Here is a 13,918-nt window from a genome sequence, read left to right as displayed (position 1 = left end):
GGTCACTCAGAAGGTGAAGCGGGCGACGCTGCCGCGCAGGTCGCCGGCCATCCGGGACAGCTCGTCGACGGCCTGGCGGGTCTGCCCCAGCGACCGGGTGGTGGACGCCGCGGCCGTCGAGACGCCGGTGATGCTCGTGGCGATCTCCGTCGAGCCGCTGGCGGCCTCCTGCACCGACCGGGACATCTCGCTCGTCGTCGCCGTCTGCTCCTCCACCGCGCTGGCGATGGTCAGCTGGATGTCGTTGATCGAGCCGATGACGGTGGAGATCCCGGTGATCGCCTGCACCGCCCGCGTGGTGTCGCCCTGGATCGCCTCGACCCGGCGAGCGATGTCCTCGGTCGCCCGCGCCGTCTCCTGGGCCAGCTCCTTGACCTCGTTGGCGACGACCGCGAAGCCCTTGCCGGCCTCCCCCGCCCGCGCCGCCTCGATGGTGGCGTTCAGCGCCAGCAGGTTGGTCTGCTCGGCGATGCTGGTGATGGTCTTGACCACCGCCCCGATCTCCCGGGAGGAGACGCCCAGCTGGGTGATCGTGGCGGTCGTCTGCTCGGCCTCGGTGACCGCCCGGGCCGCGACCTGGGCGGCGTCGTTGGCGTTCTGGCTGATCTCCCGGATCGAGGCGCCCATCTCCTCCGCGCCGGCCGCCACGGTGGCCACGTTCCGCGACACCTCCCCGGCGGCCGCGGAGACGACGCCGGACTGCACCGCGGTCTCCTCCGCCGAGGTGGAGATCTCCGCCGCCGAGGCCGACAGCTGCCCCGACGAGGCGGCGACGGCGTCGGCCGAGGCGACGACCGAGCTCATCACCGCCCGCAGCTCGGCCATCGCGCCGTCCAGCGCGGCACCCGTGCGGCCCACCTCGTCGCGGGTGGTGACGCCGGCCGTGCGGGTGAGGTCGCCCTCGGCGAGCCCCTCGGCCGCCGACTGCACCCGGCGCAGCGCGCCGGTGATCCGGCGGGCCACCAGCACCCCGAAGCCCAGCGCCGCCAGCGCGCCGGCGGCGATCACGGCGATCAGCACCCAGCGGGTGCGGTCGTAGGAGGCGCTGGCCTCGTCGGCGCTGCCGGCGGCGGCCTCCTGGCGCAGCGTGGCGAGCCGGTCGAGGTCGGAGATGATCGAGGCGGCGATCGGTGCGACGACGGTCTCGCGCATCTCCGACCAGGCGGTCAGGTCGCCGGCGTCGGCCAGCTCGTCGAGGGCGGGCATCGCCTGCTTGTAGTGGTTGACCTGCCCCAGCGCGTGGTCGATCAGCTCCCGGCTCTCCGCGGTGGGGTGGGTGGCCAGGTAGTGCGAGGCGGCCTTGGCCAGGCCCTCGTAGGCCTCCTGGCGGTCGCCCATGTAGGACTGCTTGGCCGACTGCTCGGTGGCCACGGCGTAGTTCACCGACGACAGCCGGAGCGCGTAGAGCTCGGCGCGGACGGCCTCGACGTCGACGGTGCCGACCAGCTCGTCGGTGTACATGCTCTCGGTCGCCGCGGCCGAGCTGCCGAGGCTGCGCAGGCCCACCAGCCCGACGCCCACGGCCACCAGGACGGCCACCAGGACGGCCGCGACGATCTTGGCCATGATGCCGCGGTCGCGGAACCGGGCGACGACGGATGGTGCGCTCACGGGACGTGCCTCCTGGGACTGCTGGGGCCGGTGGGACCGGCGTGGTGGCACAGATCGTGCGGCAGCCGCCGGCTCCCCGACGCGCAGGCGCAAGGCGTGTCGCGCCTCCCACCTGCAGAAACACCGGTGACCGCGCGCAGCTGGCGACGTGTCGACAAGGGCGGTCACCGGCCCGGGAACGACGGAGCCGCGCGGACCAGGGGTCCGCGCGGCTCGGTCGTGCTGCTGGGTCGTGCTGCTGGGTCGTGCTGCTGGGGTCAGAAGGTGAAGCGGGCCACGCTCCCCCGCAGGTCGCTGGCCATCCGGGACAGCTCGTCGACGGCCTGCCGGGTCTGGCCCAGCGCCTGCGTGGTGCTGCTGGCCGCCGAGGAGACGCCGGTGATGTTGGCGGCGATCTCGGTGGAGCCGCCGGCGGCCTCCTGGACCGAGCGGGACATCTCGTTGGTGGTCGCGGTCTGCTCCTCCACCGCGCTGGCGATGGTCAGCTGGAAGTCGTTGATCGAGCCGATGATCTCGCTGATCCGGCCGATGGCCGACACGGCGCCGCCGGTGTCACCCTGGATGGCCTCCACCCGGCGGGCGATGTCCTCGGTGGCCCGCGCCGTCTCCTGGGCGAGCTCCTTGACCTCGTTGGCGACGACGGCGAAGCCCTTGCCCGCCTCGCCGGCCCGGGCCGCCTCGATGGTGGCGTTGAGGGCCAGCAGGTTGGTCTGCTCGGCGATCGAGGTGATCACCTTGACCACGTTGCCGATCTCCTGCGAGGAGACGCCGAGCTTGGTGATCGTCTGGGTGGTGGCCTCCGCCTCCCCCACCGCCTGGGCGGCGACCCGGGCGGCCTCGTTGGCGTTCTGGCTGATCTCCCGGATCGAGGCACCCATCTCCTCCGCACCCGCGGCGACGGTGGCCACGTTGCGGGAGACCTCCTCCGCAGCGGCGGAGACGACACCGGACTGCGCGGAGGTCTCCTCGGCCGAGGCCGAGATCTGCGCCGAGGACGCCGACAGCTCCTCCGAGGCAGCCGCCACCGCGTCGGACGAGGCGACCACGGAGGCCATCACCGAGCGGAGGCCGACGACCGCGGAGTCGAGCGCCTGGCCCATCTGGCCGAGCTCGTCCTGGCTGGTGAGCCCGGAGGTGCGGGTCAGGTCGCCCTCGGCGAGCCCCTCGGCCACCGCCTTGACCTTGGCCGTCGACCGGGCGATCCCGGAGGCGACCAGCCAGCCGAGCCCGAGCGCGACCGCGATCCCGACCAGCATGATCAGCAGCGAGGTGGTGCGCTGGGACTCGTAGTCGCCGCGGATCTGCGCGGCGGCCGCCTCGGCCTCGGCGGCCTCCATGTCGCGCAGCTGCTGGATGCCGTCGCTGATCGCGGTGGCCAGCGGCGCGCCGGTGGTCGCGTTCTGGGTGATCCAGGTGCCGTAGTCCGCCTTCGCCGACAGCGGCAGCAGCACCTGCTGCTGGAAGGCGACGTAGTCGGCCAGCTGCGTCTCGATGTCGTCGACGATCGCCTGCTTCTCCGGCTCCAGCCCACCGTCGGCGTAGACCGCGATGGCGTCGGCCATGTCGGCGGCGAGGGTCTCCTCCGCGGCCGCGGCGGCGGCCGGGTCGGCACCCAGGATGGTGTCGCGGACGTTGACCCGGATGTCGCCGAGCAGCCCGTCCATGTCGGCGGCCGCGGCCACCCCGATGAGGTTCTTCTCGTACAGCGCGTCGGCCGAGCCGGCCGCGTCGCTGAGCGCGGTGAGGCCCAGCACGCCGATGCCGGCCGCCACCGCCCCGGCGATCCCGGCGGTCGTGAGCACCTTGACCCGCACGCTGCGGTCTCCCCACCACGCGGTGGGCCGGGCGGGAGCGGCGGTACGTGCCATGGTCGTTCTCCAGGGTGTGACGAGCGGGAGGAATGGTGGAGCGGAGGGCGACCGGTGCTGTTCCAGCGTCCCGGTGCAGGGCAATGGTGAGTGGTTCCGGAAGCGGCGGGTACCACATCACCTGCGTGTCGCTGGAATCGGTCCCAAAACGTCGGACTACCGTTTCCCGGAGTCCGCATGTCGACATCGCGACCATTTCTGCCGGACACCGAGAATGGCCGCCGGAATGGCGACCGGACATGGCGACGGCCGCCACTCCCCCGGTCGTCGGAGGTGTGGCGGCCGTCGGGCCGGGCGCAGGTCAGTAGGTGAAGGTGGCGACGCTCCCCCGCAGGTCGCTGGCCATCCGGGACAGCTCGTCGACGGCCTGGCGGGTCTGGTCCAGCGACTGGGTGGTCGAGGCGGCGGCCGTGGAGACGCCGGTGATGTTCGTGGCGATCTCCGTCGACCCGCTGGCGGCCTCCTGGACCGACCGGGACATCTCGTTCGTCGTCGCCGTCTGCTCCTCCACCGCGGAGGCGATGGTCAGCTGGTAGTCGTTGATCGAGCCGATGATCTCGCTGATCCGGCCGATGGCGTCGACGGCGCCCGCTGTGTCGCCCTGGATGGCCTCCACCCGGCGGGCGATGTCCTCGGTGGCCCGCGCCGTCTCCTGGGCCAGCTCCTTGACCTCGTTCGCGACCACGGCGAAGCCCTTGCCGGCCTCCCCCGCCCGGGCCGCCTCGATGGTCGCGTTCAGCGCCAGCAGGTTGGTCTGCTCGGCGATGCTGGTGATCGCCTTCACCACGGCGCCGATCTCCTGCGACGACGTGCCCAGCTTGGTGATCGTCGTGGTCGTCGCCTGCGCCTCGGTGACCGCCTGGGCGGCCACCCGGGCGGCCTCGTTGGCGCTCTGCGAGATCTCCCGGATGGCCCCGGTCATCTCGTCGGCGCCGGCGGCGACGGTCGCCACGCTGCGGGAGACCTCCTCGGCGGCGGCGGAGACCACCCCGGACTGCGCCGACGTCTCCTGCGCCGAGGAGGAGATCTGCGCGGAGGACGCCGAGAGCTCCTCCGACGCCGCGGCCACCGCGTCGGCGGACGCCGCCACCCCCGCCACCACGGTGCGCAGGTGCTGCTGGGCGGTGCCCAGGGCGGTGGCCATCTGGCCGACCTCGTCCCGGGCGGTGACGGCCGAGTCGACGGTGAGGTCGCCGCGGGCCATCGCCTCGAGCGACGCCTTCACCCGGGTGATCGGCCCGCGCAGCGAGCGGAGGGTGAGCAGGCTGATCCCGACGATGAGCAGCAGGCCCACGACCACCACGACCGTGCCGAGGGTGTTCGCCCGGCTGATCGCGGACTCCATCCGCTCGTCGGCCGCCGCGTAGTCGGCCGCCAGGGCGTCCTTGGCCTCGCTGACCGCGGCGTCGGTGACGTCGTTCGCGGTCTGGATCGTCTCGTAGGACGCCCGGGCCTGGAGCTGGTTGCCCACGGCCGCGTTCACGATGCCCGCGATGGAGTCGGTGTAGGTGGCGAAGCTGTCCTGCAGCGCGGCCACCGCGACCGCCGACTCCCCGGTGAGCGGGACGGCGGCGAGCTCGTCGAGCAGGCCCTGCGCGGTCGCCACGTCGTCGGCCAGGTTGGGCAGCTCGGCGGCCGGGTCGGGGCGGACCAGCGCGCGGAACGCGTCGACCTTGAACTCGCTGGCCCGGGTGTCGAGCTGGAGCGCCAGGTTCTGCGCCTGGTTCAGGTGCCCGCTGTCCACCTCCGCCTCGTGCACGTCGGCGTTGGAGCTGAGCAGGGTGCCGAGCAGGACCGCGAACGTCAGCACGACGACGCCGACGAGCAGACCGAACTTGACGGCGAGGGGCCGGTCGGCGAACCAGCCGGAGCGGCGGGTCGAGGCGGGGGAGCGCATGGCGGGTCTCCTGGGAGGCGGCGGGTCGGGCAGGGCGGTCGATCAGCGGATCGCCGGTGGGTGCGGAACGGGGGGTGGTGACCATTCCCCGAGTCGACGACGACGGTTTCGCGGAGTGGCCTGGGTCGCCCTGCCGGCGCCTGCCGGAATGGCGTGGCACCGGTGGTGCAGGAGTCATGGTGGGGGTTGCGGAAACTGCGATTACCGCTTTTCGCGGCGTGTCGTGCAATCGGTACCAGAAAGGACGCTGATAGGGCGGCGGGAATGGCCCGGGAAAACGACCACGGCCGCCACCTCGCCCGGGGAAGGGGACGAGGCAGCGGCCGTGGGGGTCGATGGTGACTGGCTGGAACGGCCCCCTCGCAGGGTCCCGCGTCGAGCGGAGCGAGGCGTGGGGGGCGAGGGGGTCCTCTCAGTAGGAGAAGCGGGCCACCGTGGTGCGCAGGTCGCTGGCCATCCGGGACAGCTCGTCGACGGCCTGCCGGGTCTGGCCCAGCGCCTGGGTCGTCGAGGACGCCGCGGTCGAGACCCCGGTGATGTTGGTGGCGATCTCGGTGGAGCCGCCGGCGGCCTCCTGGACCGAGCGGGACATCTCGTTCGTGGTGGCCGTCTGCTCCTCCACCGCCGAGGCGATGGTCAGCTGGAAGTCGTTGATCGAGCCGATGATCTCCGAGATGCGGCCGATGGCGTCGACGGCACCGGAGGTGTCGCCCTGGATCGCCTCGACCCGGCGGGCGATGTCCTCGGTGGCCCGCGCCGTCTCCTGGGCGAGCTCCTTGACCTCGTTGGCGACGACGGCGAAGCCCTTGCCCGCCTCGCCGGCCCGGGCCGCCTCGATGGTGGCGTTGAGCGCCAGCAGGTTGGTCTGCTCGGCGATCGAGGTGATCACCTTGACCACGTTGCCGATCTCCCGCGAGGAGTCGCCCAGCTTCACCACGGTGGCGTTGGTGGTCTCGGCCTCGGCGACGGCCTGGGCGGCGACCCGGGCGGCCTCGTTGGCGTTCTGGCTGATCTCCCGGATCGAGGCACCCATCTCCTCCGCACCCGCGGCGACGGTGGCCACGTTGCGGGAGACCTCCTCCGCAGCAGCAGAGACGACACCGGACTGCGCGGAGGTCTCCTCGGCCGAGGCCGAGATCTGCGCCGAGGACGCCGACAGCTCCTCCGAGGCAGCCGCCACCGCGTCGGACGAGGCGACCACGGAGGCCATCACGGAGCGCAGGTTGGTCTGGGCGGCGGCGAGCGACTCGGCCATCTGGCCGATCTCGTCGCGGTCGCGGACCGTGGGCAGCACGGTCAGGTCGCCGTCGGCCATCGCCTGCACGGAGGTCTGGACCGAGCGGACGGTGGCCAGCACCCGGCGGACGACCAGGAAGGCCAGGCCGCCGGCGACCAGGATGCCGAGCAGGGCGGAGACGAGGAGGGTCGTGACGGCGCGGTCGACGGCTGCGGCTGCCTCGGCGTTGCGGGCAGCGGCGACCTCCGACTGCGCGAGCCCCTCGTCCTCCATCGCCTGCGAGAAGGTGCTGATGATCTCGGCGGCGGTGTCCTTGTAGAGCAGGCCGAAGGTGGTCAGGTCGCCGGCGTCGGCGGCCGGCACCATCCGGGTCTCGTTGAGCTGGACGAGCTGGGCGAAGGACGCCTCGAAGGTGTCGACGGCCGCCTGGTTCACCACGTAGGGCTCGTACTCGTCCGAGGCGGCCTGCAGGTCGGCCAGCTTCTCCTGCGCCTGAGCGAGGATCTCCGGGCGGTCGGCGACGGAGTAGACGGGGTACTGCAGCACCCGCGACCGGTAGGCGGCCACGGCCCGCTGGATGGCGGCCAGCGAGTTCAGCGGCTTGAGGTTCTCGGTGTAGATCTGCTCCTGGACCGCGCGCATGTCGCGCATCCGGCTGATCGACAGCACGTTGGTGCCGGCGACCACGATGACCAGCAGGGCGATGGCCGCGCCGATCTTCACGCCGATGGGCCGGTCGGTGAACCACCCGAGCCGCCGGGAGGGGAGTGCGGTGCTGCTCATGGTCAAGGTCTCCAGGGGAGGGGCGGTACCGGGGCGGTGGTCGTGGGGGTGCGGCCGGTCACCGGGGTCGGGGGTGACCGGGTCGTGCTCAGGTGCCGACGGCGCGGTTGACGTCGAGGGCGAGCAGCAGCTGGCCGGAGAGCTTGTAGGCGCCGCGGATCAGGTCGCGGCCGACGCCGTCCAGGGTGTCCGGCGGGGCCTCGAAGTCGCGGACGTCGACGTCGACGACGTCGGCGATGCTGTCGACGAGCAGGCTCACGGCCTCCCCGTGCAGCCGGACGACGATGACGACCGCCTCCTGCCCCTCCGGGCGCGGCTTGCGGCCGAGCCGCTCGCGGAGCTCGATCGCGGTGACGACCTGGCCGCGGAGGTTGATCAGGCCGGCGACCGCCGGCGGGGCCAGCGGCACCCGGGTGATGCTCTGGCTGCGCAGCACCTCCTGGACGTGCTCGACCTCGACGCCGAACAGGTCGCCGTCCAGCCAGAAGGTGGCGAGCTGGCTGGTCGCCGGCATGGTGCGGGTGGCGGTGGCGGTGGCGCTGCTCACGTCAGACCTCCATCAGGGGGGAAGAGGTGCCCTCGAAGCCGAAGGCGCTGGTGTCGATGTCGGGCATCGAGCCGAGGCCGCCGGGCAGGGCGCCCGGCGCGGGGGAGTAGAACGCCGGGTCGGCGGCGAGGATGGCCGCGCGGACGTCCAGCAGCTCGGTGACCCGGTCGCCGATGACGGCGGAGCCGAGCAGGCCCAGGTCGTCGATGTCGCTCTGCACCGCGGCCTCGCCGTCGACGATGTCGAGGATCTCCTCGACGACGATCGCGACGCTGCGGCCGTGGTCGGCGTAGACGATGACCTCGAGCACCTCGCGGTCGGAGTCGCCGAAGGCGCCCAGGTGCCGGTCGAGCCGGACGATCGGCAGGATCGCGCCGCGGTACTGCACGACCTCCCGGGAGCCGACCCGCTCGACGGTGTCGCTGCGCACCTGCTCCAGGCGGGTGACGGTGTCCAGCGGGATCGCGACCCGCCGGCCGCCGCCGATCGCGGCGAGCAGCATCCGCTGGCGCTCGGAGACCGAGGCGGCCGCCGCGGCCGCGGCGAGGCGGTGCTCCTGGCGGTCGGTGGTCTCGGTGCGCAGGGCGCGGCGGGCCAGCGCCTGGACGTCGAGGATCAGCGCCACCGCACCGTCGCCGAGCACGGTCGCGCCGGAGTACAGCCCGATCTGCTTGAGCTGGCCGCTGACCGCCTTGACGACGATCTCCTCGGTGTTGATGACCCGGTCGACCACCAGGCCGAACCGGCGCCCCTCGGAGCTCAGCACGGCGATGACCACGTGGCCGTCGTGCCGGTCGGAGGTGAGGCCGAGCACGTCGGCCAGGTGCACCAGCGGCAGCAGCTCGCCGCGCAGCCGGTAGACCGAGGCGCCGCCGACGTCCTCGACCGCCGCGGCGGCCTTCTCGGCGTCCAGCGCCACGAGCTCCTGCAGGCTGATCTGCGGGATGGCGTAGCGGTCGCCGGCGCACTCGATGGTGAGCGCCGGGACGATCGCGAGGGTCAGCGGGATGCGCAGCCGCATGCAGGTGCCGCGACCGGCGACCGACTCGACCTCGATGGTGCCGCCGATGCCCTCGATGTTGGTCTTGACCACGTCCATGCCGACACCGCGCCCGGAGACGTTGGTGACCGCGGCGGCGGTGGAGAAGCCGGGCAGGAAGATCAGCTGCAGCAGGTCCTGGGGGCTCATCCGGCTGAGCGCGTCGGCGGTGATGAGGCCCTTCTCGACCGCCTTGCGGCCGATCTTGGCCGGGTCGATGCCCGCGCCGTCGTCGGCGACCTCGACCACGACCTGGCCGCTCTCGTGCCGGGAGCGCAGCGTGAGCACGCCCTCGGCGGGCTTGCCGGCGGCCGCGCGGCCGGCGGTGTCCTCGATGCCGTGGTCGACGGAGTTGCGGACCAGGTGGGTCAGCGGGTCCTTGACCGCCTCGAGCAGGGTCTTGTCCAGCTCGGTGTCCTTGCCCTCCATCTCCAGCCGCACGGCCTTGCCGCACTGCAGGCCCAGGTCGCGGACGACGCGGGGGAGCTTGGACCAGATGTGGTCGATGGGCTGCATGCGCGTCTTCATCGCGCTCTCCTGCAGCTCGCTGGCGATCAGGTTGAGCCGCTGGGACGCGCGGATCAGGTCCTGGTCGTTCTGCCGGCCGACGTACTGGACGATCTGGTTGCGGGTCAGCACCAGCTCGCCGACCAGCAGCATCAGGTTGTCCAGCAGGTCGACGTCGACCCGGATGGTGCTGTCGGCGACGCCGCGGCCCTTCGGCTGGGCCTCCGGCGTGCCGGGCTCGGGGGCGAGCGCGGCCGGGGCGGCGGGGACCTCGGGCACGGGGACCTCCTGCGGGAGCTCGGCGACGGGCGCCGGGGCGGCGACCGGCGGCGACGGCACGGGGACGTTCTCGACGGCGGGCACCGGGGCCGGTGCCGGCACGGGGGTCTTGGCGCGGGAGGCGCGCTTCGCCGGCGGCTTCTTGGCCGCGGCCTTCTTCACCGGCGCCGGCGCGGCGGCCTGCGCCTCGGCGACGACCTCGGCCTCGGCCTCGACGACCGCCTCGGCTGCCTCGACCACGGCTGCGGCGGCCTCGACGGCCGCCTCGGCCGGGGCGTCCTCGAGCGCGGCGCTGAGCACCACGACCGTGTCGGCCACCGGGGTCGAGCCCTCGCCACCGCTGGCCTCGATCTCGGCGAGCAGTGCCCGGATCGTGTCGGTCATCAGCAGCAGCGCGCTCGTGCGCGAGGGGGTCAGGTCCAGGGCGCCGTCGCGCAGCCGGGAGAGGAGGTTCTCCCCGACGTGCGCGACCTCCTCCAGCTTGTTGAAGGCGAGGAAGCCGCTGGTGCCCTTGATCGTGTGGATGGTCCGGAAGATGCTCGAGAGCCGTTCCCGCGACCGCGGGTCCTGCTCCAGGGCCACCAGGTCCTGGTCCAGCTGGTCGAGGTTCTCGTGGCTCTCCACGAGGAACTCCTCGACGATGTCGTCCAGACCTTCCACGCCTGCCTCATCCCCTTGATGCCGTGACGGGCCTGCCCCGCACAGCGATTGGTTCTTCGGCACCGTCTCGCACCACTGCAGGTGAACAAACGATGCGCGCCGACAATTCTTGGAATTGTCGGCCATGTGCGATAAATGGTTCTTCATGCACATGTCGACAATTCCTCGTCGCCACCGCCGGCTCGGGACAGGGCCCGAGGCACCGGTGTGAGCAGGTGATCGGCAGCGGCTCCGGGCACCGTGACGGCGGCCCGCCGGGGGAGTGGGGGGTGAGTGAGGCGAACGCGCTGGTGGGGCGCCTGCGACGGATGAGGTCGGCGGGGGCGCGGGGTGCGGCCGTGCAGCGAGGGGTCGACGCGGGTTCCGTCAGCGACGGAACCGGTGACCGGTCAGGTCAGGTCAGCGGGAGAGCGTGGTGGCCAGCCGGTCGAGGAGCTCGCGGACGCCGGTCAGGTCGGCCAGCCGGTGGGCCGCGGCGGTCTCGCCGTCGCCGACCTTCACGGTGACGTCGCCGGGTCCGAGCGCCCGGAAGCCGTCCTCGTCGGTCACGTCGTCGCCCAGGTAGAGCACCGCGCGGGCGCCGAGCTCGTCGCGCAGCCGGACCAGCGCCGACCCCTTGTCCGCGTCGGTGACCGCCAGCTCCAGCACGTCCTTTCCCGGCTTGGCCGTCAGGTCGGCGGCGGCGCCGGGGCCGGCGGCGGCGTCGTCCAGCAGCCGCTGCGCCGCAGCGCGGTCGGCGACGGTGCGCACGTGCACCGCCGCGCTGGCCGGCTTGACCTCCAGCCGGGCACCGGGGACGGCGTCGACGAGCGGGGCCAGCGCGGCCGCCAGCTGGTCGCGGCGGACGGCGAGCTCACCGCTGAGCGGCCCGTCGAACTCCGCGCCGTGGCTGCCGACCCAGCGGAACGGCCCGCTCAGCCCGCTGGTGCGCTGCAGGTCGTCGACCCCGCGGCCGCTGACCAGGGCGACGGTCACGCCGTCGACCGCGGCCAGCCGGCCGAGCAGCTCGGCGGTGCCGGGCTCCAGGACGGCGGCGGCCGGGTCGTCGCGCAGCCGGGCCAGCACGCCGTCGTAGTCGCTGGCCAGCAGCAGCGGCCGGTGCGCGGCCAGCTCGTCGAGCGCCGCGGCGAGCGCCTCGTCGAGCACGCTCAGACCTGCTGCTGCAGGGAGTCGAAGAACGACGTGGCCCAGTGGTCGAGGTCGTGCTTGGTGATGTGCCGGCGCATCGCCCGCATCCGCCTGGCCCCCTCGGCCGGGTCCATCCGCAGCGCCCGCAGCAGCTGCGACTTCACCCCGGCGATGTCGTGCGGGTTGACCAGCAGCGCCTGCTTCAGCTCGGCGGCTGCGCCGGCGAACTCGCTGAGCACCAGCACCCCGCCGAGGTCGCCGCGCGCGGCGACGTACTCCTTGGCGACCAGGTTCATGCCGTCGCGGTACGGGGTCACCAGCATGACGTCGGCCGCCCGGTACAGCGCGGCCAGCTCCTCGCGCGGCATCGACTGGTTGAAGTACTGCACCGCGGGGCCGGCGATCGAGCCGTAGACGCCGTTGATGTGGCCGACCTGCTGCTCGATCGTCTCGCGCATGGTCACGTAGTGCTCGACCCGCTCGCGGCTGGGCGTGGCCACCTGCACCAGCACGGTCGAGGGGGCCTCGAGCGCGCCGTCCTCCAGCAGCTCCTGGAAGGCCTCCAGCCGCACGCCGATGCCCTTGGTGTAGTCGAGCCGGTCGACGCCGAGCACGATCTTCTCCGGCTCGCCCAGCTCCTGGCGGATCTCCGCGGCGCGGGCGAGCACCTCGGGCGACCGGGCGAGCTCGTCGAAGGCGGCGACGTCGATCGAGATCGGGAACGCCTTGGCGGTGACGGTGCGGCCCTCGTAGCTGACCGTGCTGCCCTTGGTCGGCAGCTCGTGCAGCCGGCGGGCCAGGTTGACGAAGTTGGTCGCGCCGGCGGGCTGCTGGAAGCCGATGAGGTCGGCGCCCAGCAGGCCCTCGATGATCGCCGAGCGCCAGGGCAGCTGGGTGAACAGCTCGTAGGGCGGGAACGGGATGTGCAGGAAGAAGCCGATGGTCAGGTCGGGACGGCGCTGGCGGAGCATCGCCGGCACCAGCTGCAGCTGGTAGTCGTGCACCCACACGATGGCGCCCTCGCCGGCGACCTCGGCGGCCCGGTCGGCGAAGCGCTTGTTGACCTGGACGTAGGTGTCCCACCAGGTGCGGTGGTACTCCGGCTTCTCGACGACGTCGTGGTAGAGCGGCCACAGCGAGGCGTTGGAGAACCCCTCGTAGTAGCGGTCCACCTCCTCCTCCGAGAGCGCCACCGGGACCAGGTGCATCCCGCCGGACTCGAAGGGCTCGGGCGCATCGCCCGCCGCGCCGGACCAGCCCACCCACGCGCCGCCGCGGCCGGCCACGAACGGCTCGAGCGCGGTGACCAGCCCGCCGGGGCTGCGCTGGTACCGGGTCGTGCCGTCGGGCTCAGTCACCTGGTCGACCGGGAGCCGGTTGGCGACCACCACCACCGGGCTGTCCGCCCCCACCTGATGACCTCCAGTCGCCGTCGACGTCGTCCGTTGCTCCCCGACCCTAGGCGACGGCGGCCCCGCTGCGCTCACCCGCTGCTCAGCGGACGGCCAGCCAGCCTCCGGCCGCGGCCGCCAGCCCGAGCACCAGGCTGCCGGTCAGGTAGGCCGCCGCGCGGCCCACCGCCCGCTCCTCGACCAGCCGGACGACGTCCCAGCCGAAGGTGGAGAAGGTGGTCAGCGTGCCGCAGAAGCCGGTGCCGACCAGGGCGAGCACGGCGGGGGAGGCGTCACCCAGGCCGAGCAGCACCCCGAGGACGGCGCTGCCGGCGACGTTGACCGCCAGCGTGCCGAGCACGCTGCCCGGGCCCCGGCGCGCGGCCGCGGTGCGGTCGGCCAGCAGCCGCAGCGGTGCGCCGACCAGCGCGCCGAGCGCCACCCACAGCGCCGTCACCGTGCCGCCCCGGGCCGGCGCACGAGGGCGCGCCCGGCGGCCAGCCCGGCGACGACCGCGAGCAGGCCACCCAGCACGGAGGCCAGCAGGTAGCCGACCGCCGTCGCCACGGCGCCGGCGTCGACCAGCCGGACGACGTCGACGGTGAAGGTGGAGTAGGTGGTGTACCCCCCGAGCACGCCGGTGACCAGGAAGGGGCGCAGCCACGGGTGGGTCGGTGCGCGGGCCAGCAGCACCGCGACCAGCACCCCGATCAGCGCGCAGCCGGTGACGTTGACCAGCAGCGTGGCCCACGGCCAGCCCCCGGCGGGGGAGGGGAGGGCCTCGGCCACGCCCCAGCGGGCCAGCGCGCCGACCACCCCGCCGGCCGCGGCGGCGGCGTAGGGGAGGGCCCGGCTCGGCAGCGGCACGCGGCGAGCATGCCCGACCGGGTCAGCCCAGGGCGCGCAGCGCCCCGTCGGGGCGGGGTCTCCGCGCTCCATGCCGGTGTCCGGCGCGCGGGCGTCCCGGTCAG

At 73.4% G+C, this 13,918-nt stretch carries 10 protein-coding genes; all 10 read right to left on the bottom strand.

Annotation, left to right across the window (positions count from 1 at the left end; translation table 11 throughout):
• Positions 1–6: 6 nt before the first annotated feature.
• On the bottom strand, positions 7–1,611 hold the full coding sequence (locus tag FHX36_RS15945; RefSeq protein ID WP_309147302.1) for a methyl-accepting chemotaxis protein: 1,605 nt from the start codon (positions 1,609–1,611) through the stop codon (positions 7–9).
• A 257-nt stretch (positions 1,612–1,868) separates the two neighbouring features.
• Complete coding sequence (locus tag FHX36_RS15940; protein ID WP_110551709.1) at positions 1,869–3,479, bottom strand: methyl-accepting chemotaxis protein; 1,611 nt, start codon at positions 3,477–3,479, stop codon at positions 1,869–1,871.
• 301 nt (positions 3,480–3,780) lie between these two features.
• Complete coding sequence (locus FHX36_RS15935; RefSeq protein WP_110551708.1) at positions 3,781–5,376, bottom strand: methyl-accepting chemotaxis protein; 1,596 nt, start codon at positions 5,374–5,376, stop codon at positions 3,781–3,783.
• Positions 5,377–5,788: 412 nt separating this feature from the next.
• Positions 5,789–7,396 (bottom strand): methyl-accepting chemotaxis protein, encoded by a 1,608-nt coding sequence (locus FHX36_RS15930; RefSeq protein WP_110551707.1) that lies wholly within the window; start codon positions 7,394–7,396, stop codon positions 5,789–5,791.
• A gap of 88 nt (positions 7,397–7,484) precedes the next feature.
• Positions 7,485–7,943, bottom strand: coding sequence for a chemotaxis protein CheW (locus FHX36_RS15925; protein WP_258372656.1), 459 nt, complete (start codon positions 7,941–7,943; stop codon positions 7,485–7,487).
• A 1-nt stretch (position 7,944) separates the two neighbouring features.
• Complete coding sequence (locus FHX36_RS15920) at positions 7,945–10,428, bottom strand: chemotaxis protein CheA (RefSeq protein WP_110551706.1); 2,484 nt, start codon at positions 10,426–10,428, stop codon at positions 7,945–7,947.
• 399 nt (positions 10,429–10,827) lie between these two features.
• Positions 10,828–11,574, bottom strand: coding sequence for a trehalose-phosphatase (otsB, locus tag FHX36_RS15915; protein WP_343056636.1), 747 nt, complete (start codon positions 11,572–11,574; stop codon positions 10,828–10,830).
• Between the two features lie 2 nt (positions 11,575–11,576).
• Positions 11,577–12,968 (bottom strand): alpha,alpha-trehalose-phosphate synthase (UDP-forming), encoded by a 1,392-nt coding sequence (locus FHX36_RS15910; protein ID WP_181428942.1) that lies wholly within the window; start codon positions 12,966–12,968, stop codon positions 11,577–11,579.
• Between the two features lie 82 nt (positions 12,969–13,050).
• Complete coding sequence (locus tag FHX36_RS15905; protein WP_110554122.1) at positions 13,051–13,404, bottom strand: fluoride efflux transporter FluC; 354 nt, start codon at positions 13,402–13,404, stop codon at positions 13,051–13,053.
• Positions 13,401–13,814, bottom strand: a complete 414-nt coding sequence (gene crcB / locus FHX36_RS15900) for a fluoride efflux transporter CrcB (RefSeq protein ID WP_258373039.1) — start codon at positions 13,812–13,814, stop codon at positions 13,401–13,403. The genes FHX36_RS15905 and crcB overlap by 4 nt, the downstream gene beginning before the upstream one ends.
• Positions 13,815–13,918 lie beyond the last annotated feature (104 nt).

The organism is Modestobacter versicolor (assembly GCF_014195485.1).
GTDB lineage: Bacteria > Actinomycetota > Actinomycetes > Mycobacteriales > Geodermatophilaceae > Modestobacter > Modestobacter versicolor.
The sequence above is the reverse complement of the archived record's forward strand: the minus strand, read 5'-3'. Positions and strand labels throughout refer to the sequence as shown.

Coding starts and splice junctions, on each gene's coding strand:
- FHX36_RS15930 (WP_110551707.1), bottom strand. CDS start 7,396: ATGAGCAGCACCGCACTCCCCTCCCGGCGGCTCGGGTGGTTCACCGAC.
- FHX36_RS15935 (WP_110551708.1), bottom strand. CDS start 5,376: ATGCGCTCCCCCGCCTCGACCCGCCGCTCCGGCTGGTTCGCCGACCGG.
- FHX36_RS15940 (WP_110551709.1), bottom strand. CDS start 3,479: ATGGCACGTACCGCCGCTCCCGCCCGGCCCACCGCGTGGTGGGGAGAC.